Source organism: Streptococcus oralis (genome assembly GCF_002386345.1).
Classification (GTDB): Bacteria; Bacillota; Bacilli; order Lactobacillales; family Streptococcaceae; genus Streptococcus; species Streptococcus oralis_S.
This window is the reverse complement of sequence record NZ_CP023507.1, coordinates 719,131-744,431: the sequence shown is the minus strand read 5'-3', so window position 1 is coordinate 744,431 and position 25,301 is coordinate 719,131. Positions and strand designations below refer to the sequence as shown.

The window sequence follows — 25,301 nt, the reverse complement described above, 5'->3', positions numbered from 1 at the left end:
AGCACCCGCAAAGACATGTTCATATCGTTCACGTCTTTCAATTATAAAAATAAAATACCCTAAGATATTTTTCTTTTTATCTTGAATTTATTACCTAAGAACTGGGGTAGCTGGATTCGAACCAACGCATGAGGGAGTCAAAGTCCCTTGCCTTACCGCTTGGCTATACCCCATTGATGAATGGAGAGAGAGGGATTCGAACCCCCGAACCCGAAGGAGCGGATTTACAGTCCGCCGCGTTTAGCCTCTTCGCTATCTCTCCAATGTTTAACGAGAACTATTATATCATGAAATTTTCAATAAAACAAGTGTTATTTTGTCAAATTATAGTTTTCAATCAAAATTTCCACAGCTTTTTCAAGTTTTTTATAAAAACTATCGACATTTCCATTCTTTATGATGGCAAATTGGCTATCTAATTCGGCAATTTCCCCAATAACCTTTTTCCCGATCGTCAAAACGTATCCTTCATAGCTGTCTTTTCCAACAGCCACTTTTGCATCGGTTAATTGGATTTCAATTTTCTTATCTTTTTTACTCATACTGTACCTCTTTTCACTTTTTCTATTGTACAAGAAAATGCTCAAACTAGCAAGAAAAAACTCCATTTCAGTCCTTACAACTGCTATGGAGTTCTTCTTTACTTCATGTCTTTTAGTCCACTTTGACAATCCATCCTTCAGGCGCTTCTACATCACCAAATTGGATACCAGTCAATTCATCATAGAGTTTACGTGTAACAGGACCTACTTCTGTTTCACTGTAGAAAACATGGAAATCATCGCCATGTTGGATACCTCCAATTGGAGAAATAACTGCTGCTGTACCGCAGGCACCTGCCTCTACAAAACGATCCAAATTATCGATTGGGACATCACCTTCAATCGGAGTTAAGCCCAAGCGGTGTTCTGCCAAGTAAAGCAAAGAGTACTTGGTAATGGATGGCAAGATGGATGGACTCAGTGGTGTAACAAATTCATTGTCTGCCGTGATTCCAAAGAAGTTGGCTGATCCGACTTCTTCAATCTTTGTATGTGTAGATGGGTCTAAGTAGATAACATCTGAAAATTGGCGTGACTTGGCCATTTTACCTGGGAGGAGACTAGCAGCATAGTTTCCACCTACCTTGGCCGCACCTGTACCATTCGGAGCTGCACGGTCAAATTCATCTTGAATCAAGAAATTAGTTGGAACCAAGCCACCTTTAAAGTAGTTGCCAACTGGCATGGCAAAGATAGTGAAAATGTAATCCTCTGCAGGTTTTACCCCGATAATATCTCCAACACCAATCAAAAGTGGACGGAGATAAAGGGTTCCACCTGTTCCATATGGTGGGACGTATTCTTCATTTGCCCGCACAACTGCTTTACAAGCTTCTACAAACATTTCTGTCGGAACTTGTGGCATCAAAAGACGGTCACAAGTACGTTGCAAACGCTTGGCATTTTCGTCAGGACGGAACAGTTGAACACTGCCGTCCTTGGTACGATAGGCTTTCAATCCCTCAAATGCTTGCTGTCCATAGTGGAGACTTGGAGAAGACTCTGAAATATGCAAGGTTGCATCCTCTGTCAATTCTCCTTGATCCCATTGACCATTTTTGTAGTGAGCGATATAACGGTAAGGTAATTTCATATAAGCAAAACCAAGATTTTCCCAATCAATTGCAACTGTCATGTGTTTCTCCTTTATACTATTCAAACTATGTGTTCTATTCTACACTTTTCTAGTAAAATTTCAAGTATTATTTGTAATTTTCTGAAAATTTTTTCAACATAAAGAAATCAGCCCTCTGGACTGATTCTTTTTAAGAATTTGCTTTATCTTCTTTAAAGACTTCTTTGAGGTAAGCATCGAAAACTTCTTCATCTGAAATCGTGTCTGAAATAAAGCTTCCATTGCTAGTACGTTCTGACAAGTTGAGGTCTTGCAACCGACTCTCATAGATTGTTCCCTTGTTAGATTGGACAAGTAACGTTTGGTCGTTTTCTTCTACTTCTGTACTAAAAAGATCACCAACGAAACCTTGCTCTGCAACTGCTCCAGCCAAGAAGACTCGGTGCGGTTTGTTTTTCAACTCACGCAAGACTTGTAGGCCTCGTTTGGCACGGCTAGTCGCTGGAATTTCCTCAATGGAAACGCGTTTCAAGCTTCCACGTTGGGTCAATAGGTAGAAGGATGAGGTGTTACAGATAAAGGCTGCCTGAAGCGCATCATCTGCTTTCAGGTTCATAGCCTTGACACCTGCAGCCTTGGCACCAACAACCGGAACCTCTTCGATATTGAAACGAAGGGCATAACCGTTTTGACTAATCAAAAGAACATCATCTAGTTTAATCGGAGCCACTGCTACAATCTGGTCTGTCTCGTCTTTGAGCTTAGCGTACTTGACAGATTTAGACTTGTAGGTCCGCCATGGAGAGAACTCTTTGCGTTCTACACGCTTGATTTGACCAAGGCGAGTCGCTGCAAAATAAGTTGTCGCATCATCAAACTGATCCACTACTTCTGCATAAAGGATTTCTTCGTTAGTTTCAAAGTTTGTAATCGTTTGGCTCAAGTGCTCTCCGATGTCCTTCCAGCGAATGTCTGCCAATTCATGGATTGGTCGATAAATGACATTCCCAAGAGTTGTGAACATCAAGAGGTGCTGGGTTGTCTTGGCAGTTTGCACAAAGATCAGACGGTCATCATCACGTTTGCCAATTTCTTCCAGAGTGGATGCTGCAAAAGAACGTGGGCTAGTACGTTTGATATAACCTGCCTTGGTTACGCTGATGTAAGTATCTTCCTCGGCAATCAAACTAGCTGTATCAATCTCGATTGTTTTCGCAGTATCTTCCAAAGTACTCAAACGTGGTGTCGCAAATTTCTTTTTGACCTCACGGAGTTCTTTCTTCATGAGATTGTACATAGTCCGTTCATCACCGATGATAGCCGCAAGCATGGCAATCTTTTCACGCAATTCTGCTTCTTCTTCCTGCAAGACAACCACGTCTGTATTGGTCAAACGGTAAAGTTGTAAGGTCACGATGGCTTCAGCCTGCTCCTCAGTAAACTCATAGCTGACCTTGAGGTTTTCCTTAGCGTCAGCCTTGTTCTCAGAGGCACGGATAAGAGCAATAACTTCATCCAAAATCGAAATCACGCGAATCAAACCTTCGACGATATGGAGACGCTTCTCAGCCTTTTCCTTGTCAAAGCGGGAACGAGCCAAAATCACTTCACGACGGTGGGCAATATAGCTAGACAAAATTGGCACAATCCCAACCTGACGAGGTGTGAAATTGTCAATCGCCACCATGTTGAAGTTGTAATTGATTTGCAAGTCGGTGTATTTGAAGAGATAGTTGAGTACGAGCTCGGTATTCGCGTCTTTTTTAAGTTCAATAGCGATACGAAGACCATCACGGTCAGACTCATCACGAACCTCAGCAATCCCCGCTACCTTGTTATTGACACGAACATCATCGATTTTCTTGACCAGATTGGCTTTATTGATTTCATAAGGAATCTCAGTGATAACGATTTGCTCCTTACCGCCTTTTAGCTTTTCAATCTCCGTCTTAGAACGAACGACCACGCGCCCTTTCCCAGTTTCATAGGCCTTTTTGATCTCGTCACGCCCTTGGATGATAGCTCCTGTAGGGAAGTCTGGCCCAGGCAAGAATTCCATGAGTTTGTCCACCTTGGCTGTTGGGTGGTCAATCATGTAAACCGTCGCATCAATAACCTCAGCTAAATTATGGGGAGGAATGTCTGTAGCATAACCAGCCGAAATCCCAGTCGAACCATTGACCAAAAGGTTGGGAAAGGCTGCTGGCAAAACCGTCGGTTCTTTCTCGGTATCGTCAAAGTTCCAAGCAAAGGGAACTGTCTTCTTTTCGATATCTTGAAGAAGATAACCAGCAATCTCAGACAAACGCGCCTCGGTATAACGCATTGCCGCAGGCGGATCTCCGTCCATAGAACCTTTATTACCGTGCATTTCGACCAAAATCTCACGGTTTTTCCAATCCTGAGACATACGAACCATGGCATCATAGATAGAAGAATCCCCGTGTGGGTGGAAATTCCCCATGATGTTCCCGACAGACTTAGCAGACTTGCGGTAGCTCTTGTCAAAAGTATTGCCATCCTTATTCATAGAATAAAGAATACGACGCTGAACCGGCTTCAATCCATCCCGAATGTCTGGCAAAGCCCGGTCTTGAATGATGTACTTGGAGTAGCGACCAAAGCGCTCTCCCATGATGTCCTCAAGGGACATGTTTTGAATGTTGGACATAGGATACTAAGCCCGTAAAATGCAAAGTAAAAATAGGAAATTCTTAAAGCGAGTGATGCTTGTAAGAGAATTTATCTTTTTTACACAGCATTTAGGGCGTGTTCAACTCCTTTCAAAGAATATAGAGTAGATTTTTATACAATTTTTTTATACAATAAAGGATATTTTACGGAAATTAGTCCCGTGTTCAGTTACATTAAGTAACCAAACTATCCTTTCTGTAGGCTAATCTTTTAAATAATTCAGCGATTAAGAAGTCTCTTTTCAGCATACTCAATCATCTTCTCAGCTACTACCTTATCGTAGGCAAAGCTCATCTTTTGAGCAAGTATTTGAGCTTCTCTGTGGAAAAGTTGCATCGTAGCAAACAATGACTGAGTAAGTTTCTCTACACTTGAAAAAGCAAGCAGGTTCGAGAATTCCTTCTCTTTCTCTGTAGGTAAATACTGGAAAAGATACTTGTAGTTCTTGCCGATATCGACCGTTCCCTTATCTGCTGCCACTTGCCAAGCTAAAAGCTTGAGCAATTCTTGCTGACAAATTCCATAGAGATGATCCGTGGCATAGATGGCTTGCTTGCGACAAATCCCTTTAACCACGTAGGCTGACACCCACCAAAATTCATTGCAGGCTTTGTCAAACTCTATTGCACTAGCTGGGCTTGTCCAAAAACGTTGAGGATTCGGGGAATAAGGTTCAAACACCCCCTTAGGATCTTCTAAAACGGTGAATCCTGCCTCACTATCCACCCACTCTTGAATGTGCTCTTTGGGGCAGAGGGTTAAATCAATCCGATTGCCATCTTCAAAGAGCATGAGATACAGATGGCGATGTTCAAGTACGTTATGCTGCTCAATAATGCGCTTGCCAAACTGATTCAACCAAGAAAGGTCACTCGTCAGATTATCTAAGTCGTCCACGACATAGATCACGTCGTAATCCTGAAACTCATCTTTTGGTGCTTTTGGGTTTGTCCGTGAACCAGACATGGCGACAGCCTCAACTTGTAAAGATTTAGCAATCTGTGAAATCGCATCAAGCATTTCTGTTTCAGTTCTCATCTTTCACTCCTTCAACACTTAGAGCTATTTGAAATTGTTTTTTATTATAAATTATAAACAATCGGTCATCTCCGACATTAGCTAAGCAATTAATCTCTATCCCCTACCAAAAAGTATTCTTGTCTTACTGATTTCGTTTGGTGTAATGGAGATAGAGAGGAGGAAGATAAGAAACCAGAATCATCAAAATCATTACCAAAAATGTCAACAGATGTATCTGAACTACATTTACAACATACGATCCCAGAACACCTACAGATAGGGGACATAAAATATAGGATAGGAAAATCAAAAGAGCCTTCCACCGTTTCTCCGGATAGACATAACACAATCGAATAAGTGTGTAGATTAAGGCTCCTGCTATCAAAGGAAAACCAAATAAAATCATGACAAAGGATGCCACTAAAGAACCGGATTCTGAGGAATCCATATTGAATAAAAGCATCAAGATCATAAAAAAGGTAAATACAATCGGTGCATATAAACCTTGGAAACTTTTTTTTCGACTATTGATGTAGAATGCAAGAATAGCTGACGGTAAAGAAACTAAGAAAATTAAACCCAAGTAACTTCCAAAAATCGAATGTCCTGAACTATTCATTATTCACACTCCTTAAAACACAGTCGCTTCTTCCAGCGTAAACTTGACATTATCTTCAATCCACTTGCGGCGTGGTTCGACCTTATCTCCCATGAGGACATTGACACGGCGTTCAGCGCGGGCTAGGTCTTCGATTGTGACACGGATAAGAGTGCGGGTTTCTGGATTCATCGTTGTTTCCCAGAGTTGGTCCGCATTCATCTCACCAAAACCCTTGTAGCGTTGGAAGACAACTTCCACTTGAAAACCATTGTCTTCTCCTTCAAGGTATAGGGCTGGCGTCAAGGTTTCCTCAGCTTCATTATTGAAAGTAGTTAACTTGGAAATAGATTAGCAAACTTTACCTGTATAATTTTTGATAGCTGTGATATAATTCAAAATCCAACAATCCTGTCACAGTTTCTATAAAACGAAATCTTACTTTGCTTATTAGCTGAAATAACCTAAAGTTTAGTTAAAATTAAAGATTAACCTTTTTGTCATTTTACTGATCCTTTTTAAATTCGAAGCTTTGACCATTAGTAGCAGAAAGTCCGTCTGAATTAAATATTTCAAGATGAATTGTATCTTTATCTTTCTTTTCAACCTGATATCGAATTCCATTATCATCAACTAAGTTTACAACCGAATCTTTACGATCCTTTACTTCTAGATCCTCAGCTATTTTGCTTTCACCACTTAAAATAGTCCACTTCCCACTTTCTTCTTTAAATTCATACTTAGAATTTGTTTGATTACTAGTCCATGTACCTTTTAGCCAGGCCTCCTTCGAGGCACAAGCAGATAAAATAACAGCCATAAAAGCAACTAATAGAACAGCATATATTTTTTTCATCATAACTCCTTTGTAATTCTAAAATTTATTAAAATACTGTCGCTTCTTCCAGCGTAAACTTAACATTATCCTCAATCCACTTACGACGTGGTTCAACCTTATCTCCCATGAGGACATTGACACGGCGTTCAGCGCGTGCTAGGTCTTCGATGGTGACACGGATGAGGGTACGGGTTTCAGGATTCATAGTCGTCTCCCAGAGTTGGTCCGCATTCATCTCACCAAGACCTTTGTAGCGTTGGAGCGTAGCGCCTTTACCGAACTGCTTGCGGAGTTCTTCTAGCTCTCCGTCCGTCCAAGCATAGGCCACTTCTTCTTTCTTGCCTTTGCCTTTGGACATCTTGTACAGAGGCGGAAGGGCGATATAGACATGGCCTGCCTCAACTAGCGGACGCATGTAACGGTAGAAGAATGTTAAAAGAAGAGTCTGGATGTGGGCACCGTCGGTATCCGCATCGGTCATGATAATAATCTTGTCATAGTTGGCATCTTCAATAGAGAAGTCTGCTCCCACGCCCGCACCAATGGTATAAATCATAGTATTGATTTCTTCATTTTTGAGAATATCTGCCATCTTGGCCTTGGCTGTATTAATCACCTTACCACGAAGGGGCAAGATAGCCTGGAACTTACGGTCACGACCTTGCTTGGCAGAACCACCGGCAGAGTCCCCCTCGACTAGGTAGAGTTCATTCTTGGCAGGGTTTTTAGACTGGGCTGGAGTCAATTTTCCAGATAACAAGCCCTTATCTTTCTTGTTTTTCTTACCATTTCGGCTCTCATCACGCGCTTTGCGAGCTGCCTCACGAGCATCACGCGCCTTGATAGCCTTGCGAATGAGATTGGAAGCCAGTTCTCCATTTTCCATAAGGAAGAAAGTCAACTTATCAGATACTATGCCATCCACAACCGGACGAGCCAAAGGACTTCCAAGTTTGTCCTTTGTCTGACCCTCAAACTGGAGGTGTTCTTCAGGAACCAAGATAGAAAGAACGGCCGCTAATCCTTCACGGTAATCTGACCCTTCAAGATTTTTATCTTTTTCCTTGAGGAGCCCTGTCTTACGAGCGTAGTCATTCATGACCTTGGTAATGGCTGACTTGAGTCCTGTCTCATGAGTTCCACCATCCTTGGTACGAACGTTATTGACAAATGATAGAATGTTATCTGAAAATCCATCATTGTACTGGAGGGCAACTTCCACTTGGAAACCATTGTCTTCGCCTTCAAAATATAGGACTGGCGTCAAGGTTTCCTTGTCTTCATTGAGGTAAGAAACAAAGTCTTGTACCCCGTTCTCATAATGGAATTCGATTGCTTCATCTGTTCGCTTATCTGTCAAAGACAAGGTAACATTTTTTAAGAGAAAGGCTGACTCATTGAGACGTTCTGAAATGGTATTGTACTTGAAGTCAGTCGTAGAAAAAATCGTCGCGTCAGGCATGAAAGTGACTTTGGTACCTGTCTTAGACTTGGGTGCTGTACCAATTTTCTTCAAGGTTGTGACGGGTTTCCCGCCATTTTCAAAACGTTGCTTGTAGACTGTACCGTCACGGGTAATTTCAACTTCCAACCAACTTGAGAGTGCATTAACAACCGAAGAACCGACTCCGTGAAGACCACCAGATGTTTTGTAGCCACCCTGACCGAATTTTCCTCCAGCGTGGAGAATGGTAAAGATAACCTCAACAGTTGGAATTCCCATGGCGTGCATCCCAGTCGGCATCCCTCGACCATGGTCTTGTACGGTTAAACTTCCGTCTTTATTGATGGTCACATCAATGCGGTCACCAAATCCAGACAAGGCTTCATCGACTGCATTATCCACAATTTCCCAGACTAGGTGATGGAGGCCAGCACCGTCAGTCGATCCAATATACATCCCCGGACGTTTACGGACCGCATCCAACCCTTCTAGCACCTGAATGGCGTCATCATTGTAGTTATTAATATTGATTTCCTTTTTTGACACAAGGAACCTCCTATTTGTTCATCTTTTCTATTTTACAGGTTTTCTAGCGATTTTGCAAAGCTTTTCCCTTTCAGCTGTCACAATTTCACAGGATATTCTCTGACTTTCTATACCATTTCATGGTATAATAGGTCTATGATGACATTTGTATTATTAATTTTAGCTTATCTGCTAGGTTCGATTCCATCTGGTCTTTGGATTGGACAAATCTTCTTTCAAACAAATCTGCGTGAACATGGTTCTGGAAACACCGGAACAACCAATACTTTTCGAATTTTAGGTAAGAAAGCGGGTATGGCAACCTTTGTGATTGACTTCTTTAAAGGAACCTTGGCCACTCTCCTTCCAATCCTTTTCCACCTTCAAGGTGTATCACCTCTCGTCTTTGGTCTTTTGGCCGTAATTGGACATACCTTTCCTATCTTTGCAGGATTTAAAGGTGGTAAGGCTGTCGCAACCAGTGCTGGAGTGATTTTCGGATTTGCGCCTGCCTTCTGTCTCTATCTAGCAATCGTATTCTTTGGAAGCCTCTATCTAGGTAGTATGATTTCACTGTCTAGCGTTACCGCTTCTATCGCAGCCGTTATCGGAGTTCTCCTATTTCCACTATTTGGATTTATCCTGAGCAGCTATGACCCCCTCTTCATTCTGATTATCCTAGCACTTGCTAGCTTGATTATCATTCGTCACAAGGATAATATCACACGTATCAAAAATAAAACTGAAAATCTTGTCCCTTGGGGGTTGAACCTAACCCATCAAAATCCAAAAAAATAAAACGCCAGTTTGAAACTGACGTTTTTTTGTATGCTTATTTTGACTTGATGTAGTTGATACCGTCTGCCTTAGGTGCAACTGCTTTTCCAAAGAAGGCTGCCAAGACAAGGATAGTCAAGACATAAGGCGCGATTTGAAGGTAAACCGCTGGCACTCCTTGTAGGAAAGGTAATTGAGAACCGATAACTGCCAAACTTTGTGAAAGTCCAAAGAAAAGACTAGAAAGCATAGCACCAATTGGGTTCCATTTACCAAAGATCATCGCAGCAAGGGCGATAAATCCAGGTCCGACAATAGTTGTCACTGAGAAGTTAACTGAAATGGATTGAGCATAAATCGCTCCCCCAATTCCACCAAGGAAACCTGAAATAACAACCCCAAGATATCGCATCTTGTAGACATTGATCCCCAAGGTATCCGCTGCTTGAGGGTGTTCACCAACAGAGCGAAGACGAAGACCAAAACGTGTCTTAAAGAGAATAAACCAAGCAAGGAAAGAGAAGGCAATCGCGATATAACCTAGTAGACTGGTTGACTTGAAGAAGATATCTCCAATCACAGGGATATCAGCCAAAACTGGGAAATCAAAACGTCCAAAAGTCTGGCTTAAGTTATCCGTTTGTCCTTTGTTATAAAGAACTTTAACCAAGAAAACTGCTAGGGCAGGAGCCATCAAGTTCAATACTGTACCACTGACAACATGGTCCGCACGGAAATGAACTGTAGCGACTGCATGGATGAGAGAGAAAATAGCTCCCACAATACCAGCAACTAACAAGGAAATCCAAGGAGTCGCTGTTCCAAGTTGTTCTGCAAACTCAAGGTTAAAGACAACCCCAGAAAAGGCTCCCATAACCATAATTCCTTCAAGACCGACGTTAACGACACCACCACGTTCAGAGAAGACTCCTCCGATACTCGTAAAAATAAGTGGTGCTGAGTAAATCAGCATAGAAGAGACCAAGAGGGTGAGTAATGTTGTAATAGACATCCTTACTTACCTCCTTTAACTTGTTTTTTAGGTTTGACAAAGCGTTCGATAATATAGTGAACGCTGACAAAGAAGATAATAGACGCTGTTACAATGCTGACAAGCTCAGATGGAACTTGCGCAGCGTTCATACCCGGTGCTCCTACTTGCAAAACTCCAAATAAGAAGGCCGCAAAGAGAATTCCAATTGGTGAATTTCCAGCAAGCAAACTAACTGCCATCCCGTTAAATCCGATAGCTAATGATGATCCCTGAACGTAAACGTTTTGGAAAGTTCCAAGACCTTCGACCGCTCCACCAAGACCAGCCAAAGCACCAGAGATAATCATTGATAGAATGATTGTACGTTTTGCTGAAATACCAGCGTACTCTGAGGCATGGGGATTGAGACCAACTGCACGAATTTCAAAACCGAGAGTCGTTTTCTTTAGCAAGAACCAAATCACAGCTACAGCAATGATTGCAAAGAAGATTCCGATATTCATACGGGAATTTCCAGTCAACTCTGATAACCATGGTGTCTGGTATGTAGCGTTGGCACTAACACGAATCGTTGAATCTGTACTTTGCATAATATCTTTAGGAAAGGCATGAATAAAGGCATTTCCCACATACAATACAATGTAGTTCATCATGATGGTCACGATAACCTCTGATGTACCGAGATAGGCTCTGAGGATACCTGGAATCGCACCAACAATTCCACCTGCGATCAAAGCAATGATCACTGTTAATGGAATCAAAACGAGACGTGGCATATCTGGATTTGATAAGGCAAACCAACCACTGAGAATCCAGCCTGCAAGTGCTTGACCAGGAAGCCCAACGTTAAAGAAACCTGCTCGACTGGCAACTGCGAAACCAAGACCTATCAAGACAAGAGGACCCATGGCACGGAAAATTTCTCCAATTCCACGGAGGCTACCAAAAGCTGTATAGAACAACTCCTCATAACCCCAGATAGCATCATATCCGAAGATCCACATGACAATGGCTCCGAGCAAGATTCCTAAGAATACGGAAATCAAGGGAACCGAAATTTGTTGTAATTTTTTAGACATCACTCTTCTCCTTTCCCAAGTTTCCACCTGCCATCAAGACACCAAGTTCTTGTTTGTTAGTTGTTTCTGGCGATACAATACCTTGAATCTTACCATCGTGAATAACAGCAATTCGGTCTGAGACATTTAAAATCTCATCCAATTCAAAGCTGACAACAAGGACAGCCTTCCCGTTATCACGTTCTTCAATCAAACGTTTGTGGATATATTCAATGGCACCGACATCCAAACCACGAGTTGGCTGGCTGACGATAAGGAGATCAGGATCACGATCAATCTCACGAGCGATAATCGCTTTTTGTTGATTTCCTCCTGAAAGAGCTGCTGCTGGAACAAATTCACTGGCAGCACGGACGTCAAACTCTTCCATCAATTTCTTAGCATGTGAAGTGATATTGGCATAGTTTAAAATACCGTTCTTGCTGAGTGGTTCTTTGTAGTAGGTTTGAAGAGCGATATTTTCAGAAATCATCATCTCCAAAATCAAGCCATCACGGTGACGGTCCTCTGGAACGTGGCCCACGCTTAGTTCAGTAATTTGTCGAGGATGCATCCCCACGATTGATTTGCCTTTTAATTCAACGCTACCTGACTCAACCTTACGAAGACCAGTAATGGCTTGAATGAGTTCAGATTGACCATTGCCATCAATACCTGCAATACCAACAATTTCACCAGCACGAACATCCAAGGATAGATTTTTCACTGCTGGTACACCGCGGTTTTCATTGACAACCAAGTCTTTGATAGACAAGACCACTTCTTTGGGTTGTGGTGCTTGTTTTTCCGTTTTAAAGGAGACTGAGCGTCCAACCATCATTTCTGCCAAGTCCGCATTGGTTGCTCCTGCAATCTCAACCGTCTGGATAGATTTTCCACGACGGATAACTGTCACTCGATTCGATACTGCACGAATCTCATCTAACTTGTGGGTAATCAAAATGATGGACTTCCCTTCTTTGACAAGGTTTTTCATGATTGCCATCAACTCATCGATCTCTGAAGGAGTTAATACGGCTGTAGGTTCGTCAAAGATAAGGATATCAGCACCACGATAGAGTGTTTTCAAGATTTCTACACGTTGTTGGGCACCAACGGAAATATCCGCCACCTTAGCAGCAGGATCTACTGCCAAACCATAACGTTCAGAAAGAGCCTTGATTTCTTTAGTAGCACCAGCTATATCTAGAACACCATTTTTAGTGATTTCACTCCCTAAAATGATATTCTCAGCTACTGTAAAAGCTTCAACCAACATGAAATGTTGGTGAACCATCCCAATTCCAAGACCAGCGGCTTTAGATGGTGAGTCTAGTTTTACAACCTGACCATTCACCACAATTTCACCACTTGTTGGTTCAAGAAGTCCTGCCAGCATATTCATCAGAGTGGATTTACCCGCTCCATTTTCTCCTAAAAGTGCATGGATTTCACCTTTTCGCAGTTGCAAGTTGATTTTGTCGTTTGCTACAAATTCACCAAACACCTTGGTAATATCCCGCATCTCAATGACATTTTCGTGTGCCATATGCTCTTCCTTTCAGAGGTTTATTTTATTTCAATAAAACCTGCTAATCACATTAACAAGCTCTATTGAGACAAAAATTGCCTCAATTCTTAAAGAAGCGACCGATGGCCGCTTCCTAAGAAATGACTTTTATCCATTATTTTTCAGGAACTTTTACGCTTCCGTCAAGGATTTTAGCTTTTGCATCTTCAACAGCTTTTTTACCTTCTTCTGAAAGGTTTGTTACTGCTAGCTCAACCCCTTTATCTTTCAATGAGTAAACAATCACTTGTCCACCAGGGAATTCACCTTTTTCTGTTTTGTTGGCAATATCTTTTACAGTTGTACCAACTTGTTTCAATGTAGATACAAGAACGAAGTTAGATTCTTTACTATCTTTAGAAGTGTATTTACCTTCTGCTGCTTGGTCACGGTCTACACCGATAACCCAAACTTTTTCGTTTTCATTTTTGTTTTCGTTCAATGATTTTGCTTCAGCAAAGACACCAGCACCTGTACCACCAGCTGCTTGGTAGACAACGTCTGCACCGGCAGCATATTGAGCTGCTGCAATTGTTTTACCTTTGGCAGCATCACCAAATGAACCAGCGTAGTCAACTTGGACTTTGATAGATGGGTCTACTGACTCAACACCAGCTTTGAATCCAGCTGCAAAACGTGAAATAACTTCAGATTCGATACCACCTACAAAACCAACTTGTTTTGTTTTTGTAGTTTTTGCTGCTGCAACACCAGCAAGGTAAGCTGCTTCGTTATCCGCAAATCTTACGCTCGCAACATTCTTTTGACCTTCAATCACATCATCAATCAAGACATAGTTTAGGTCAGAGTGGTCTTTTGCTGCTTCCTCAACTGCATTGTGAAGGGCAAAACCAACACCGAAGATCAGGTTGTAACTTCCAGCCGCTTGTTGCAAGTTGTTAGCATAGTCTGCTTCGCTTGTTGATTGGAAGTAAGTGTAACCTTTATCTTTAGAAAGATTGTGTTCTTTACCCCAGTCTTGCAAACCTTCCCAAGCTGATTGGTTAAATGATTTATCATCAACACCACCAGTATCTGTTACGATTGCTGCTTTGGTCTTCATTTCTGATGAAGATGAAGTTGCGTTACGAGAAGAGCGGTTACCACATGCAGCAAGTCCAACTGCTGCTACTGCAACTAGACCAAGGCCTAGCCATTGTTTCTTGTTCATTACTGAACCTCCTAAATAAGATGTGCAACGATGTTGCAAGTATGGATTGGTTGGCCACAAGGACCGCATCACTCAGAGAGTGACTCAGACTAGTTTAAGTCTGTAAATGAGTATGGAAGTAACTCCCCGACCGTCATCTCGACCGTCGATTTATCTTTAGCGACTAAAGTCACTTTTAGATCTTGTTCAAAAAATTCAACCATGACCTGGCGGCAAGCACCACATGGTGAGATGGGTTTTTCAGTTTGTCCGTAGACAATCAATTCTGAAAACTCCCGTTGCCCCTCCGAAACTGCTTTAAAAATAGCAGTACGTTCTCCACAATTAGTCAAGGGATAACTAGCATTCTCGATGTTTACACCCGTATAAATACTACCATCCTTGGCTACTAAAACAGCTCCAATAGGAAAATGAGAATAGGGTACATAGGCTTGTTTACTGGTTTCAATGGCTAGTTCAATCAACTCAGTAGTCGCCATCAGCCAATTCTCCTTTTAAAATCGCAACGCCAGCTGATGTTCCGATACGGGTAGCACCTGCTTCCACAAAAGCGACAGCATCAGCATACGAACGGGCTCCACCAGCTGCCTTAACTCCCATATCTGGCCCGACTGTTTTACGCATCAACTGAACATCCTCTATAGTGGCACCACCAGTTGAAAATCCAGTTGATGTTTTGACATAGTCTGCGCCTGCTTTCTGGGATAATTGGCAGGCCACAACCTTTTCATCGTCTGTCAACAAGCAAGCTTCAATAATGACTTTCACCAACTTGTCACCACTTGCTTCTACGACAGCACGGATGTCCGATTCAACCAAATCCAGATTGCCTGATTTGAGGGCACCAACATTGATAACCATATCAATCTCATCTGCACCATTTTGGACAGCTTCTTTTGTTTCAAAAGCTTTCACAGCTGAAGTTGTTGCTCCCAAAGGAAAACCTACTACTGTACAAACTTTTACATCTGAGCCTTCAAGCCCTGTTTTCGCATGTTTAACCCATGTGGGATTGACACAAACGCTGGCAAAGTCATACTCACGCGCTTCAGATAGCAAACGATCAATTTGTTCTTGACTTGCATCTTGCTTTAAAAGCGTATGATCAATATATTTATTTAACTTCATATTCGGATTCTCCCTGGTTTTATGAGATAATTTCTATAATTTCTCGTAAACTTTGCACTCCATCATTTATTTTAACATATTTTTGAAATTCTGTAACTAGTTCAGAAGAAATTTTTCCATTTGTATAAACTTTTGCAACAATTTCTCCTTTTTGAACGGAGTCTCCAACTTTCTTTTCAAAAACAATCCCTGTTTCATAGTCCAAGTCATCAGACTTGACTGCACGACCAGCTCCTAGTCTCATGGCATAGAGCCCAAATTCCATAGCTGGAAGGGCTGAAATAACACCCGTTTCTTGAGCTGGAATTTCCAGCACATGGGCAACTTTGACTGGGCGATAGAGATCTTCTAAATCGCCGCCTTGTGCTGCTACCATTTCTTCAAACTTAGCCAGTGCTTGGCCATTTTCCAGGTGTTGACGGATTTCCTTGATCGTTTTCTCAACATCAGCCAAGCCAAGCATAATCTGAGCTAGCTCGCAGATAAAGTGACTAATATCTTCTCGGCCTTTTCCTTGGAGAATCTCGATTGCCTCAAGGATTTCAAGACGATTGCCAATGGCTCTTCCCAAGGGCTGACTCATATCGGTAATGACTGCTACTGTTTTTCGACCAACAGCCTTACCAAGATCCACCATGGTTTGAGCCAATTCGCGCGCCTCACCAACCGTCTTCATGAAGGCACCCTCACCGACCGTTACGTCTAGCAAAATGGCATCCGCACCTGCAGCAATTTTCTTGCTCATAACAGAACTAGCAATCAAAGGAATCGTGTCGACAGTTGCTGTCACATCACGGAGGGCATAGAGAAGTTTGTCTGCTTTAACCAGCTGATCGGACTGCCCAATGACAGATACACCAATATCCTGTACCTGACGAATGAAATTTTCTTGACTTCGCTCAACTTGATAGCCCTTAATGGACTCCAATTTATCAATTGTCCCACCAGTATGACCGAGGCCACGACCACTCATTTTAGCAACGGGCACACCGAAACTCGCAACAAGGGGAGCCAGAATCAAGGTCACCTTATCACCTACTCCACCAGTCGAATGCTTGTCAACTTTAACCCCCTCAATAGCTGACAAATCAAACTCCTGACCTGTTTTAACCATATTCATCGTCAGGTCAGAAATTTCACGTGTGGTCATTCCTTTAAAATAAACAGCCATAGCAAAAGCAGACATTTGATAGTCTGGAACAGTTCCTGCCACATAGCCTTCTACTAGCCACTTGATTTCAGCTGCAGTCAGTTCTTGACCATCTCGTTTCTTTTGAATTAAATCAACTGCTCTCATTCTTTCACACTTCTAAGGATATAATATCCCTTATCTTTCTTTACGATTTCACAATTTCCAAAAACGTCTTCCATCTTATTTCTAGCACTTGGAGCTCCTTGTTTTTTCTGAATGACGATGGTTAAATCTCCTCCGTCTTTCAAGAAATCTCTGCTCTTTTCGATAATCTCATGAACAACCTGTTTGCCCGCTCGAATCGGCGGATTGGAAATAACATGGTCAAATTTCCCTTCAACTTGTTCATAGATATTGGATTGGAAAATTGCTACTTCTACTTTATTTCGTTCAGCATTTTGTCGCGCTAGGTTCAAGGCACGATTATTGATATCAACCATGGTTGCTTGAACTCCATAAGCCTTGGCCAATGACAAACCCAATGGCCCATAACCACAACCCACATCAAGGACCGTCTCTCCTTCATTGACCTCTAGGCACTTGAGCAAAAGCTGACTCCCAAAGTCAACCATTTTCTTGCTAAAAACACCCGCATCCGTCAAAAAGGTCATGTTTTCTCCCAACAACTCCACTCTCAACTCATGAATGTCGTGAGCAGCGTCAGGATTTTCTGCATAATACATTTTACTCATAAAACTATTTTACCATAATTTGGCTTGAATTGTAAATCGTTTACAAAGTGATGATCAAATGAAAAAGACTGAAGAAAGCTAGTAAGTAAAACCTTTTCTTCAATCTCTTTCAATGATTAGAAATACATTACAATCTATCGGGAACTACAAATTATCATAGTCAGTAAAAAACAGATCGTCTGCAATCAGGCGCATTTTTATCACTATTTCTTAACCTTAAGATACTTTATTATCAACAAGTTTCCCAATATGATGTTTAGATAAAAACCCAACTGATAAGTTTGTGTCAAGATTTCCAAACTTGTCCAAAGTCGTATCAAATCTTCTAGTGACATACGGAATAGATATCCTTCTGTAGCAATCCACAAAATCAAAAATAGATAACTACCAGCAGCAAGCCATTTCGTCCACTGCTTTTTTACTAGCCAAGCAATCAAGAGCGAACAGATAAAGACAACTGTTACAATGGCATGTTCCATCAAAAAAGTAAAACCGTAATAGGTTTCTACAAAGCGTCTACCATTATCCGCATTCGCTCCCCTTATAAAAGGTAAGGCAAAACTTAAAATAAAACAGAGTTCCAATATATAACTTTTTAAGATTTTCATGACACACCTCCTATAAGTTGTGAACTAAAAAACCCACTTTTAATAACTGATAACTCTTCAGAAACAATTCCCTATCTAATCATTAAACTATTCAACCTCCATCTCTATTATACGATATTGACTTACTACCATCAAGAAACCGCTTTATTTTTTTAGCTTTTTATGGTATGATAGACAAAAGATCTAGGGGAAAACAATGACCAACGAATTTTTACATTTTGAAAAAATCAGTCGCCAGACTTGGCAATCTTTACATCGAAAGACAACACCTCCTTTGACAGAAGAGGAACTAGAATCCATAAAGAGTTTCAATGACCAGATTAGTCTGCAAGATGTGACAGATATTTATTTACCTTTAGCTCATCTCATCCAAATTTACAAACGCACCAAAGAGGATTTAGCCTTTTCTAAGGGGATTTTTCTCCAAAGAGAGAGTAAATCTCAACCCTTCATTATTGGAGTTTCAGGAAGTGTAGCTGTAGGAAAATCAACAACTAGCCGACTTATGCAAATCCTTCTCTCTCGTACAGTTACTGATGCTACTGTAGAATTGGTGACAACTGACGGCTTTCTCTATCCCAATCAAACCTTGATGGACCAAGATATCTTAAATCGCAAAGGTTTTCCTGAAAGTTATGATATGGAAGCTTTACTGGATTTTCTTGATCGCCTAAAGAATGGACAAGATGTCGATATTCCTGTCTATTCTCATGAAGTGTATGACATCGTTCCTGGAGAGAAACAACGTGTCAAAGCTGCTGACTTTGTTATTGTCGAAGGCATCAATGTCTTTCAAAACCCTCAAAATGAGCGCCTTTACATCACTGATTTCTTTGATTTCTCCATCTATGTGGATGCTGCTGTCGAGGACATTGAAAGTTGGTATCTGGATCGTTTCTTGAAACTACTCAGCTTTGCCCAAAATGACCCCAACAGCTACTACCACCGTTTTACACAAATGCCAATTGGAGAAGTTGAAGCCTTTGCACACCAGGTTTGGACCAGCATTAATCTCACAAATCTACAAAACTATATCGAACCAACAAGGAATCGCGCCGAGGTCATTCTCCACAAGACTAAAAACCATGAAATCGATGAAATTTACCTAAAAAAATAATTTCCCCTTGTCAAAACCTAAGTTTTCATATATAATGGTATAGTTAGTAAATATGGAGGTAAGAACATTGGCAAACATTAAATCAGCTATCAAACGCGCTGAATTGAACGTTAAACACAACGAAAAAAACTCAGCTCAAAAATCAGCTATGCGTACTGCTATCAAAGCTTTCGAAGCAAACCCTTCTGAAGAACTTTTCCGTGCTGCTAGCTCAGCTATCGACAAAGCAGAAACTAAAGGTTTGATTCATAAAAACAAAGCAAGCCGCGATAAAGCTCGTCTTTCAGCTAAACTTGCTAAATAAGAAACAGTCCATAGAGGCTGTTTTTTTGTCCTCTAGTCAGAAAAGGTAGAAAATGAAAATCGCAATTATAGGATATTCCGGAGCAGGCAAGTCAACCCTAGCTGAAAAATTATCAAACTACTACTCCATCCCCAAACTGCATATGGATACACTCCAATTTCAACCTGGTTGGCAAGACAGTGACCGCGAATGGATGCTGGGCGAGTTGAAAAACTTTCTCACAAAGCATGAAGCTTGGGTTATCGATGGCAACTACTCTTGGTGTTGCTATGAAGAAAGAATGCTGGAAGCTGACCAAATTATCTTTCTCAACTTTCCACCATGGACTTGTCTCTTTCGAGCCTTTAAACGGTATCTCACATATCGACGCAAGGTCAGAGAAAGTATGGCTGCAGGTTGCCCTGAACGCTTTGACTGGGAGTTTATCCGATGGATTCTCTGGGATGGACGGACAAAGAATGCCAAAGAACGTTATCAACGGGTTCAAGAAACCTATCTAGAGAAAGTAATTGTCCTCCAGTCTCAAAAGGAGATAGACCACTTCTTAGATAATCTCGTACATAACAAGAAAAACCAACGTGCCTAACGTTGGTTTTTTGCTTTTACCCAATCACACTTCCATTTGGTACAGCTGGATCCACTGTGAGAAGGGTTAATTTGCCATCATGTTCAGCTGAGAGAATCATCCCTTGACTGACATATTTCTTCATCATCTTACGTGGTTTGAGGTTGGCAACGATTTGGACTTTCTTGCCGACCAAGTCTTGTTCGTTTGGATAGTATTTAGCTATTCCTGAGAGGATTTGACGGTCTTGACCATCACCAGCATCTAGGCGGAATTGGAGCAACTTATCAGAACCTTCCACTTTAGACACTTCTTTGACTTCTGCGACACGGATCTCAACCTTGTCAAAGTCTTCAAACTTGATTTCATCCTTGTTGAGTTTGAGTTCAACTTCATCTGGATTCCATTCTTTTTCGACTGCTGGTTTGTTACCTTCCATTTGTTCTTTGATATAGGCAATCTCTTCTTCCATGTCGAGACGTGGGAAGATTGGTGTTCCTTTGGCAACAACAGTCACACCTGAAGGGAAATCAGCCAAGCTCAAGTTTTCTAGGCTAGAAACTTCTGCTAGACCAAGTTGTGCCAATACGGCGCGACTAGTTTCCATCACAAATGGCTCAATCATGTGAGCTACGACACGAAGGCTAGCTGCTAAGTGACTCATCACACTTGCCAATTGGTCACGGTGCTCTTCATCCTTAGCCAAGACCCATGGGGCTGTCTCATCGATGTATTTGTTGGTACGTGAGATAAGTGTCCAGACTGCTTCTAAAGCACGTGGGTAATCAACGGCTTCCATGTGTGTATGGTAGTCAGAGATAGATTGTTCTGCAACCTCAGCAAGAGCATTATCAAACTCTGTTACACCCTCTACATAGGCAGGGATTTGCCCATCAAAATACTTGTTAATCATGGAAACCGTACGGTTAAGGAGGTTTCCAAGATCATTTGCTAATTCATAGTTGATACGGCCTACATAGTCTTCTGGAGTGAAGGTTCCGTCTGAACCGACTGGAAGGCTACGCATGAGGTAGTAACGAAGTGGATCCAGTCCATAACGTTCTACTAGCATTTCAGGGTAAACGACATTCCCCTTAGACTTAGACATCTTGCCGTCTTTCATAACGAACCAACCATGGGCAATCAAGCGGTCTGGCAATTTCATATCCAACATCATGAGAAGAATTGGCCAGTAGATTGAGTGGAATCGAAGAATGTCTTTTCCGACCATGTGGAAGACCGTTCCATTCCAGAATTTATCATAGTTAGCATGATCGTCTTGACCGTAACCAAGAGCAGTCGCATAGTTGAGAAGGGCATCAATCCAAACGTAGACAACGTGTTTTGGATTGGATGGGACTGGCACACCCCATGTAAAGGTTGTACGAGAAACCGCTAAGTCTTCCAAACCTGGCTCGATGAAGTTACGCAACATTTCATTAAGACGACCATCTGGAGTGATGAAGTCAGGGTGCGATTTGAAAAATTCAACCAAACGGTCTTGGTATTTGCTGAGGCGAAGGAAGTAAGACTCTTCAGAAACCCACTCCACTTCATGTCCTGATGGAGCAATACCGCCAGTTACATTACCAGCTTCATCACGGAAAACTTCCGCAAGCTGGCTTTCTGTAAAGAATTCCTCATCTGAGACTGAATACCAGCCAGAGTATTCACCCAAGTAGATATCATCTTGGGCTAAGAGTCTTTCAAAGACATCGGCTACAACTTTTTCATGGTAGTCATCAGTTGTACGGATAAATTTATCGTATGAGATATCGAGTAATTTCCAGAGTTCTTTGACACCAACTGCCATGCCGTCAACATAGGCTTGAGGTGTGATGCCAGCTTCTTCCGCTTTCTGTTGAATCTTTTGACCATGCTCATCCAGACCTGTCAAATAAAAGACATCGTAGCCCATGAGGCGTTTGTAACGAGCTAGGACATCACAAGCGATGGTTGTGTAGGCAGAACCGATATGAAGTTTACCAGATGGATAGTAAATCGGTGTTGTAATATAAAAATTCTTTTCAGACATAATTTTTCCTTTCCAGGCAAATGAAACCTGATTTTCTAACACTTCATTATATCATATTTTTAGTGATTTTCGATAGGAAAATCCATACAAAAAAAAGATAGACAAATGTCTATCTTTTTTTCTTGTTTATCTTATTCATAGCGAAGGGCTTCTATTGGATCAAGCTTAGAGGCTTTATTGGCCGGCAAGACTCCGAAAATCATACCAACGCTAGCTGACACAGCTAAGCTAAAGAGAGCAATTGGGAGGGAAACCCCAACTTCGATACCTGCAATCATATTTTGCAATAGGATACCCGCTAACATTGTTAAGCCTGCTGCACTTACTAGACCAATGACACCACCTAGCAAGGTCAAAATCATAGATTCAATCAAAAACTGTACTAAGATATTAGCCCGTGTAGCTCCAAGAGCCTTACGCAGGCCAATCTCACGCGTACGTTCTGTCACAGAAACCAACATGATATTCATAACACCTGTACCACCAACAAAGAGTGAAATCCCTGCAATGGCACTGATAACAGTGGTCATAAATCCAAATAGTTGTTGTACCTCTTGGAAGGCGGCAGTTGCATCCGCAACTTGGTACTCCCCTTGTTGAAGACCTGCAATCTCAGTCAGTTTTCGAGCCAACTCTGGACCCAAGGTCTGCGTTAGACTAGTATCATTGACACGAAAGACGATGTTCGAGATTTCATCAGTATTAAAATTAGCTGCGAGAGAGATATTGGTCGTAATTGGAAGACCACCAATCCCAAAAGCTTTAGCAGTTTTAGCTTCATTACTTGTATAAACGCCAATCACACGGTAACTAAATTCATTGACAGAGATGACTTGATTAACCGCAGCTTCTGGACTATCAAACAAACTCTTGGCTAGTTCTTCATCCAATAAAATCACACTGGCAAATTCCTTGTAGTCTTGTGGTCTTAGACTTCTACCAGCAACGATCTCATTTTCAACTGCGTTCATGTAGGTGCTATTTCCACCAGTCAAAGTCGCTCGTTCAACCTTCTTATCCTTATAAGACAGGGTAACGTTAGTCGAGTTGGTGACATAGTAACTGTCTACTCCTTTGAGTTTAGCAGCCTCCTTGACCCAAGACTCCAGTGGTTTTGGTGGTTCAACATAAACATCCTCTTCTTTCCCACTGACCGTCAAAGCGGATTGTTTCTGCGTAAAGGAGCCGTCCTTGCTCTTGATAGGAGAGAAAAAGACATGAATATCCTTCTGCGATTTGGTCATGTTTTTATTGACCTGACGAGACATGGAGTCTCCCAGAGCCATGATGACGACGACAGACGAAACTCCGATGATAATCCCAATCATGGTCAGAAAGGAACGCATCTTATGAGCCATGATGGATGAAAAGGCAAATTTCAGATTCTGCATCTTAGTTTTCCTCCTTTTCTACTGGGGCGCTGTCTGATGAGATAACACCATCGCGAATGACAATCTGGCGTTTGGCATAGGCAGCAATCTCAGGTTCATGCGTGACCATGATAATGGTTTTCCCTTCCTTGTTCAACTCCACCAACAGTTGCATGATTTGATTTCCTGTCTTGGTATCCAAGGCTCCTGTCGGTTCGTCAGCTAGGATGATAGATGGATTGTTTACCAAGGCACGCGCAATCGCTACACGTTGCTTTTGACCACCTGATAACTCGGAAGGCAAATGATGACTGCGCTCCGTTAGCTCAACCTTTTCCAGAAATTCCTCAGCCAATTTCCGTCGTTTTGAAGTCGAAACACCAGCGTAAATCAAGGGCAATTCGACATTTTGAAGCGCATTGAGTTTGGACAAGAGAAAGAACTGCTGAAAGACAAAGCCGATTTGCTGGTTGCGGACCTTGGCCAGTTGTTTCTCTCCAAGACCTGCAACTTCTTGACCTTCAAGATAGTACTCTCCACTGGTTGGTGTATCCAACATTCCGATGGTATTCATCAAGGTAGACTTACCAGAACCAGATGGTCCCATAATGGCAACAAACTCACCTTCATGAACTTCTAGACTGATATTTTTAAGGACCTGCAGTTCTTGGTCACCATTTCGATAACTTCTACAGATATTTTTGAGACTAATTAGTTTCTTCATCAGCCTTCACCTCTTTTCCTTCTTCCAAGGAAGATGTTGGATTACTGATGACCTTGGCTCCGTCTGTCAAACCTGAAGTAATTTCTTGGTTGTCTGCGTCCGCATTCCCCAAAGTAACTTCTACCTTCTTCGCTTTTTTCTGCTCGTCAACGATCCAGACATAGTTTTTGTCATTTTCGGTAACGACACTTGTTAAAGGAACAAGGATGGCCTTACTCTTATTTTTGACTTCCACACTGACAGAGAAGCCTTGTTTCAACTCACCGATATCGCTAGTCACATCAACAGTATAAGGGTACTTAGATCCAGTATTTCCTCCAAGGGCTGCATTTGCTGCTTCCCCGTTGTTTTTAGGATAATCAGAAATATAGCTGATTTTACCTGTCCAGCTCTTATCTTGATAAACCTTCGAAGTAAAGGTAACTTCTTGCCCAACAGAAAGATTAGCAAGGTTGTATTCAGACAACTCCCCTTTGACCTGCAAGTTTTCATTACTTACGACATGTACTACCACTTGACTATTACCTGTTGGCGATTTGGAAACATTACGATTAACTTCAACTACAGTCCCTTCTAGTGTACTGAGGACAGTTGCAGCATCTAGCTGAGCCTGAGCCTTGTTGAGTTGGGCAACAGCATCTGCACGATTATCCTTGGCATCACTGATTTGAGAATCAATAGAAGATACGGAAGAAGTCGCTGCTTGCGCTTGTTCTGGGAGTCCAGCTTCTGTTGGAACCTGTGAAGAAGCTGGTGTAGCTGATGCATTTTCACGAGCTTTGTTTAACTCCTCAATATGACGGTCTGCCTTTGCAACTGCACGATCGGCTGCATCATAGGCAGCTTGAGCATCTGCACTGCTGTATTTGACCAAAGCTTGCCCTTCTTCGACCTTGTCCCCGACTGAAACGAGAATTTCATCTAGATCTCCCTTACTAGCATCAAAATAAACGTATTGTTCATTTTTTGCTGTAACTGTACCTGACAAGAGAACCGATGAAGCAACAGAACCTTCCTTAGCAGTAACGATATGAGGGGTTTCCTCCTTGACTGCTGACTGGGAAGGTTGTCTAAAAATCAAAATCCCCGCAGCACCGATAACAATAGCACTGGAAACACCAATCGCTGTGTATAATTGCCATTTTTTTGCCTTCTTATTTCTTTTCATTTTTAAGCTCCTTTATTCTTTTTCCTTACAAAAACCATTATATCAAAAATACCAAGCCCAAACAATGACAGTTCAGATAGAAACAATGACAG

At 41.8% G+C, this 25,301-nt stretch carries 24 protein-coding genes, 2 tRNA genes and 1 pseudogene; 4 read left to right on the top strand and 23 right to left on the bottom strand.

All coding sequences use genetic code 11. The annotated features are described in order from the left end of the window. Positions 1-101: 101 nt before the first annotated feature. The 10 genes and pseudogenes from CO686_RS03735 to parE all read right to left on the bottom strand — a co-directional run bounded on the left by CO686_RS03735 (position 102) and on the right by parE (position 8,757). Positions 102-173 (bottom strand) — tRNA-Gln (locus CO686_RS03735). Between the two features lie 8 nt (positions 174-181). Next, positions 182-262, bottom strand: a tRNA-Tyr gene (locus CO686_RS03730). 49 nt (positions 263-311) lie between these two features. Beyond that, positions 312-542 (bottom strand): DUF2969 domain-containing protein, encoded by a 231-nt coding sequence (locus tag CO686_RS03725; RefSeq protein WP_049490136.1) that lies wholly within the window; start codon positions 540-542, stop codon positions 312-314. A 112-nt stretch (positions 543-654) separates the two neighbouring features. Next, a complete protein-coding gene (locus tag CO686_RS03720; protein ID WP_049499997.1) occupies positions 655-1,677 on the bottom strand; it encodes a branched-chain amino acid aminotransferase in 1,023 nt (340 codons plus the stop codon). 130 nt (positions 1,678-1,807) lie between these two features. After that, positions 1,808-4,288 (bottom strand): DNA topoisomerase IV subunit A, encoded by a 2,481-nt coding sequence (parC, locus tag CO686_RS03715; RefSeq protein ID WP_070800165.1) that lies wholly within the window; start codon positions 4,286-4,288, stop codon positions 1,808-1,810. Positions 4,289-4,530: 242 nt separating this feature from the next. Then, positions 4,531-5,349, bottom strand: a complete 819-nt coding sequence (locus tag CO686_RS03710; RefSeq protein WP_049500001.1) for an aminoglycoside 6-adenylyltransferase — start codon at positions 5,347-5,349, stop codon at positions 4,531-4,533. Positions 5,350-5,473: 124 nt separating this feature from the next. Continuing rightward, a complete protein-coding gene (locus CO686_RS03705) occupies positions 5,474-5,950 on the bottom strand; it encodes a hypothetical protein (protein WP_083307428.1) in 477 nt (158 codons plus the stop codon). A 12-nt stretch (positions 5,951-5,962) separates the two neighbouring features. Then, positions 5,963-6,175: pseudogene (locus tag CO686_RS03700) on the bottom strand (toprim domain-containing protein); the annotation flags it as partial. Positions 6,176-6,434: 259 nt separating this feature from the next. Continuing rightward, on the bottom strand, positions 6,435-6,785 hold the full coding sequence (locus CO686_RS03695; RefSeq protein WP_070657548.1) for a lipoprotein: 351 nt from the start codon (positions 6,783-6,785) through the stop codon (positions 6,435-6,437). A gap of 28 nt (positions 6,786-6,813) precedes the next feature. Continuing rightward, positions 6,814-8,757 carry a DNA topoisomerase IV subunit B gene (parE, locus tag CO686_RS03690; RefSeq protein WP_070657546.1) on the bottom strand — a complete coding sequence of 648 codons (1,944 nt, stop codon included), beginning with the start codon at positions 8,755-8,757 and terminating at the stop codon, positions 6,814-6,816. A gap of 135 nt (positions 8,758-8,892) precedes the next feature. Here parE and plsY point away from each other — a divergent pair, with 135 nt between their 5' ends. Next, on the top strand, positions 8,893-9,534 hold the full coding sequence (gene plsY / locus CO686_RS03685) for a glycerol-3-phosphate 1-O-acyltransferase PlsY (protein ID WP_007522164.1): 642 nt from the start codon (positions 8,893-8,895) through the stop codon (positions 9,532-9,534). Positions 9,535-9,568: 34 nt separating this feature from the next. On the opposite strand, the gene CO686_RS03680 is transcribed toward plsY, so the two are convergent. The 9 genes from CO686_RS03680 to CO686_RS03640 all read right to left on the bottom strand — a co-directional run bounded on the left by CO686_RS03680 (position 9,569) and on the right by CO686_RS03640 (position 17,926). Beyond that, on the bottom strand, positions 9,569-10,525 hold the full coding sequence (locus CO686_RS03680) for an ABC transporter permease (RefSeq protein ID WP_000029140.1): 957 nt from the start codon (positions 10,523-10,525) through the stop codon (positions 9,569-9,571). Between the two features lie 2 nt (positions 10,526-10,527). Beyond that, positions 10,528-11,586 (bottom strand): ABC transporter permease, encoded by a 1,059-nt coding sequence (locus CO686_RS03675; protein ID WP_000038681.1) that lies wholly within the window; start codon positions 11,584-11,586, stop codon positions 10,528-10,530. Next, positions 11,579-13,114 carry an ABC transporter ATP-binding protein gene (locus CO686_RS03670; protein ID WP_000929834.1) on the bottom strand — a complete coding sequence of 512 codons (1,536 nt, stop codon included), beginning with the start codon at positions 13,112-13,114 and terminating at the stop codon, positions 11,579-11,581. The genes CO686_RS03675 and CO686_RS03670 overlap by 8 nt, the downstream gene beginning before the upstream one ends. A gap of 136 nt (positions 13,115-13,250) precedes the next feature. Then, positions 13,251-14,306 carry a BMP family lipoprotein gene (locus tag CO686_RS03665; protein WP_001036157.1) on the bottom strand — a complete coding sequence of 352 codons (1,056 nt, stop codon included), beginning with the start codon at positions 14,304-14,306 and terminating at the stop codon, positions 13,251-13,253. 89 nt (positions 14,307-14,395) lie between these two features. Next, entirely contained in the window at positions 14,396-14,785 is a 390-nt protein-coding gene (locus tag CO686_RS03660) for a cytidine deaminase (protein ID WP_000246111.1), read from the bottom strand. Beyond that, positions 14,772-15,434 (bottom strand): deoxyribose-phosphate aldolase, encoded by a 663-nt coding sequence (deoC, locus tag CO686_RS03655; protein ID WP_096753528.1) that lies wholly within the window; start codon positions 15,432-15,434, stop codon positions 14,772-14,774. The genes CO686_RS03660 and deoC overlap by 14 nt, the downstream gene beginning before the upstream one ends. A gap of 19 nt (positions 15,435-15,453) precedes the next feature. Beyond that, positions 15,454-16,731 carry a pyrimidine-nucleoside phosphorylase gene (locus CO686_RS03650; RefSeq protein WP_007522167.1) on the bottom strand — a complete coding sequence of 426 codons (1,278 nt, stop codon included), beginning with the start codon at positions 16,729-16,731 and terminating at the stop codon, positions 15,454-15,456. Next, complete coding sequence (locus CO686_RS03645) at positions 16,728-17,318, bottom strand: class I SAM-dependent methyltransferase (protein ID WP_007522168.1); 591 nt, start codon at positions 17,316-17,318, stop codon at positions 16,728-16,730. Before CO686_RS03645 ends, CO686_RS03650 begins: the two co-directional genes overlap by 4 nt. 203 nt (positions 17,319-17,521) lie before the next feature. Continuing rightward, on the bottom strand, positions 17,522-17,926 hold the full coding sequence (locus CO686_RS03640; protein ID WP_096753527.1) for a hypothetical protein: 405 nt from the start codon (positions 17,924-17,926) through the stop codon (positions 17,522-17,524). 196 nt (positions 17,927-18,122) lie between these two features. Between CO686_RS03640 and coaA the strand changes: the two genes are divergently transcribed. The 3 genes from coaA (at position 18,123) to CO686_RS03625 (ending at position 19,933) form a co-directional block, all read left to right on the top strand. Next, positions 18,123-19,043, top strand: coding sequence for a type I pantothenate kinase (coaA, locus tag CO686_RS03635; RefSeq protein WP_070535429.1), 921 nt, complete (start codon positions 18,123-18,125; stop codon positions 19,041-19,043). 67 nt (positions 19,044-19,110) lie between these two features. Next, positions 19,111-19,347: a 30S ribosomal protein S20 gene (gene rpsT / locus CO686_RS03630; protein WP_002895661.1), complete on the top strand. Its 237-nt coding sequence runs from the start codon at positions 19,111-19,113 to the stop codon at positions 19,345-19,347. A gap of 52 nt (positions 19,348-19,399) precedes the next feature. Next, positions 19,400-19,933 (top strand): DNA topology modulation protein, encoded by a 534-nt coding sequence (locus tag CO686_RS03625; protein WP_000684209.1) that lies wholly within the window; start codon positions 19,400-19,402, stop codon positions 19,931-19,933. Between the two features lie 16 nt (positions 19,934-19,949). On the opposite strand, the gene metG is transcribed toward CO686_RS03625, so the two are convergent. The 4 genes from metG to CO686_RS03605 all read right to left on the bottom strand — a co-directional run bounded on the left by metG (position 19,950) and on the right by CO686_RS03605 (position 25,209). Then, positions 19,950-21,947 (bottom strand): methionine--tRNA ligase, encoded by a 1,998-nt coding sequence (gene metG, locus CO686_RS03620; RefSeq protein ID WP_096753526.1) that lies wholly within the window; start codon positions 21,945-21,947, stop codon positions 19,950-19,952. Positions 21,948-22,078: 131 nt separating this feature from the next. Then, positions 22,079-23,338, bottom strand: a complete 1,260-nt coding sequence (locus CO686_RS03615; protein ID WP_049550360.1) for an ABC transporter permease — start codon at positions 23,336-23,338, stop codon at positions 22,079-22,081. A gap of 1 nt (position 23,339) precedes the next feature. Beyond that, positions 23,340-24,041: an ABC transporter ATP-binding protein gene (locus tag CO686_RS03610; protein WP_049550361.1), complete on the bottom strand. Its 702-nt coding sequence runs from the start codon at positions 24,039-24,041 to the stop codon at positions 23,340-23,342. After that, positions 24,025-25,209 (bottom strand): efflux RND transporter periplasmic adaptor subunit, encoded by a 1,185-nt coding sequence (locus CO686_RS03605; RefSeq protein WP_096753525.1) that lies wholly within the window; start codon positions 25,207-25,209, stop codon positions 24,025-24,027. The genes CO686_RS03610 and CO686_RS03605 overlap by 17 nt, the downstream gene beginning before the upstream one ends. Between the last annotated feature and the right edge of the window lie 92 nt (positions 25,210-25,301).

What these genes read in the sequence shown, in the direction of transcription:
- CO686_RS03725 (WP_049490136.1), bottom strand. Translation starts at nt 542, where the DNA reads ATGAGTAAAAAAGATAAGAAAATTGAAATCCAATTAACCGATGCAAAA.
- CO686_RS03720 (WP_049499997.1), bottom strand. Translation starts at nt 1,677, where the DNA reads ATGACAGTTGCAATTGATTGGGAAAATCTTGGTTTTGCTTATATGAAA.
- parC (WP_070800165.1), bottom strand. Translation starts at nt 4,288, where the DNA reads ATGTCCAACATTCAAAACATGTCCCTTGAGGACATCATGGGAGAGCGC.
- CO686_RS03710 (WP_049500001.1), bottom strand. Translation starts at nt 5,349, where the DNA reads ATGAGAACTGAAACAGAAATGCTTGATGCGATTTCACAGATTGCTAAA.
- CO686_RS03705 (WP_083307428.1), bottom strand. Translation starts at nt 5,950, where the DNA reads ATGAATAGTTCAGGACATTCGATTTTTGGAAGTTACTTGGGTTTAATT.
- CO686_RS03695 (WP_070657548.1), bottom strand. Translation starts at nt 6,785, where the DNA reads ATGAAAAAAATATATGCTGTTCTATTAGTTGCTTTTATGGCTGTTATT.
- plsY (WP_007522164.1), top strand. Translation starts at nt 8,893, where the DNA reads ATGATGACATTTGTATTATTAATTTTAGCTTATCTGCTAGGTTCGATT.
- CO686_RS03680 (WP_000029140.1), bottom strand. Translation starts at nt 10,525, where the DNA reads ATGTCTATTACAACATTACTCACCCTCTTGGTCTCTTCTATGCTGATT.
- CO686_RS03675 (WP_000038681.1), bottom strand. Translation starts at nt 11,586, where the DNA reads ATGTCTAAAAAATTACAACAAATTTCGGTTCCCTTGATTTCCGTATTC.
- CO686_RS03670 (WP_000929834.1), bottom strand. Translation starts at nt 13,114, where the DNA reads ATGGCACACGAAAATGTCATTGAGATGCGGGATATTACCAAGGTGTTT.
- CO686_RS03665 (WP_001036157.1), bottom strand. Translation starts at nt 14,306, where the DNA reads ATGAACAAGAAACAATGGCTAGGCCTTGGTCTAGTTGCAGTAGCAGCA.
- CO686_RS03660 (WP_000246111.1), bottom strand. Translation starts at nt 14,785, where the DNA reads ATGGCGACTACTGAGTTGATTGAACTAGCCATTGAAACCAGTAAACAA.
- deoC (WP_096753528.1), bottom strand. Translation starts at nt 15,434, where the DNA reads ATGAAGTTAAATAAATATATTGATCATACGCTTTTAAAGCAAGATGCA.
- CO686_RS03650 (WP_007522167.1), bottom strand. Translation starts at nt 16,731, where the DNA reads ATGAGAGCAGTTGATTTAATTCAAAAGAAACGAGATGGTCAAGAACTG.
- CO686_RS03645 (WP_007522168.1), bottom strand. Translation starts at nt 17,318, where the DNA reads ATGAGTAAAATGTATTATGCAGAAAATCCTGACGCTGCTCACGACATT.
- CO686_RS03640 (WP_096753527.1), bottom strand. Translation starts at nt 17,926, where the DNA reads ATGAAAATCTTAAAAAGTTATATATTGGAACTCTGTTTTATTTTAAGT.
- coaA (WP_070535429.1), top strand. Translation starts at nt 18,123, where the DNA reads ATGACCAACGAATTTTTACATTTTGAAAAAATCAGTCGCCAGACTTGG.
- CO686_RS03625 (WP_000684209.1), top strand. Translation starts at nt 19,400, where the DNA reads ATGAAAATCGCAATTATAGGATATTCCGGAGCAGGCAAGTCAACCCTA.
- metG (WP_096753526.1), bottom strand. Translation starts at nt 21,947, where the DNA reads ATGTCTGAAAAGAATTTTTATATTACAACACCGATTTACTATCCATCT.
- CO686_RS03615 (WP_049550360.1), bottom strand. Translation starts at nt 23,338, where the DNA reads ATGCAGAATCTGAAATTTGCCTTTTCATCCATCATGGCTCATAAGATG.
- CO686_RS03610 (WP_049550361.1), bottom strand. Translation starts at nt 24,041, where the DNA reads ATGAAGAAACTAATTAGTCTCAAAAATATCTGTAGAAGTTATCGAAAT.
- CO686_RS03605 (WP_096753525.1), bottom strand. Translation starts at nt 25,209, where the DNA reads ATGAAAAGAAATAAGAAGGCAAAAAAATGGCAATTATACACAGCGATT.